Here is a 269-nt window from a genome sequence, read left to right as displayed (position 1 = left end):
CCTTTGGCTATGTACCCATCTTCGGCAACATCGGCACTATCGTTTTCGGGATTCATGATTCCATCGATGGCATGACAGCCAGTGATCGCGTTGGCGGTAATGCGGCAGTGGTTATATCAGGGCTGCAACTTGCGCAAGAATTATTGCTTGGCGACGGGGTGCTGGAAGCGGGTGAACCCCTGTTGACTTTTGATTCTTCCACCCGCGAACAGTTTGGATGGCGATACAGTTCGCTCGCTGACGGTTTTGAATTAGTGCGGGAGCCGAAG

The 269-nt window shown here is 52.8% G+C and carries 1 protein-coding gene; it reads left to right on the top strand.

Annotated features, from left to right (window positions below):
• On the top strand, nucleotides 1-269 hold a 269-nt coding region (locus tag SB679_RS24425), incomplete at both ends, for a hypothetical protein (RefSeq protein WP_410704854.1).

The organism is Chryseobacterium sp. SIMBA_029, from assembly GCF_046535275.1.
Taxonomy (GTDB): domain Bacteria; phylum Bacteroidota; class Bacteroidia; order Flavobacteriales; family Weeksellaceae; genus Chryseobacterium.
Note: the sequence above shows the minus strand (reverse complement) of the source record. Positions and strands in the feature narration are given on the sequence as shown.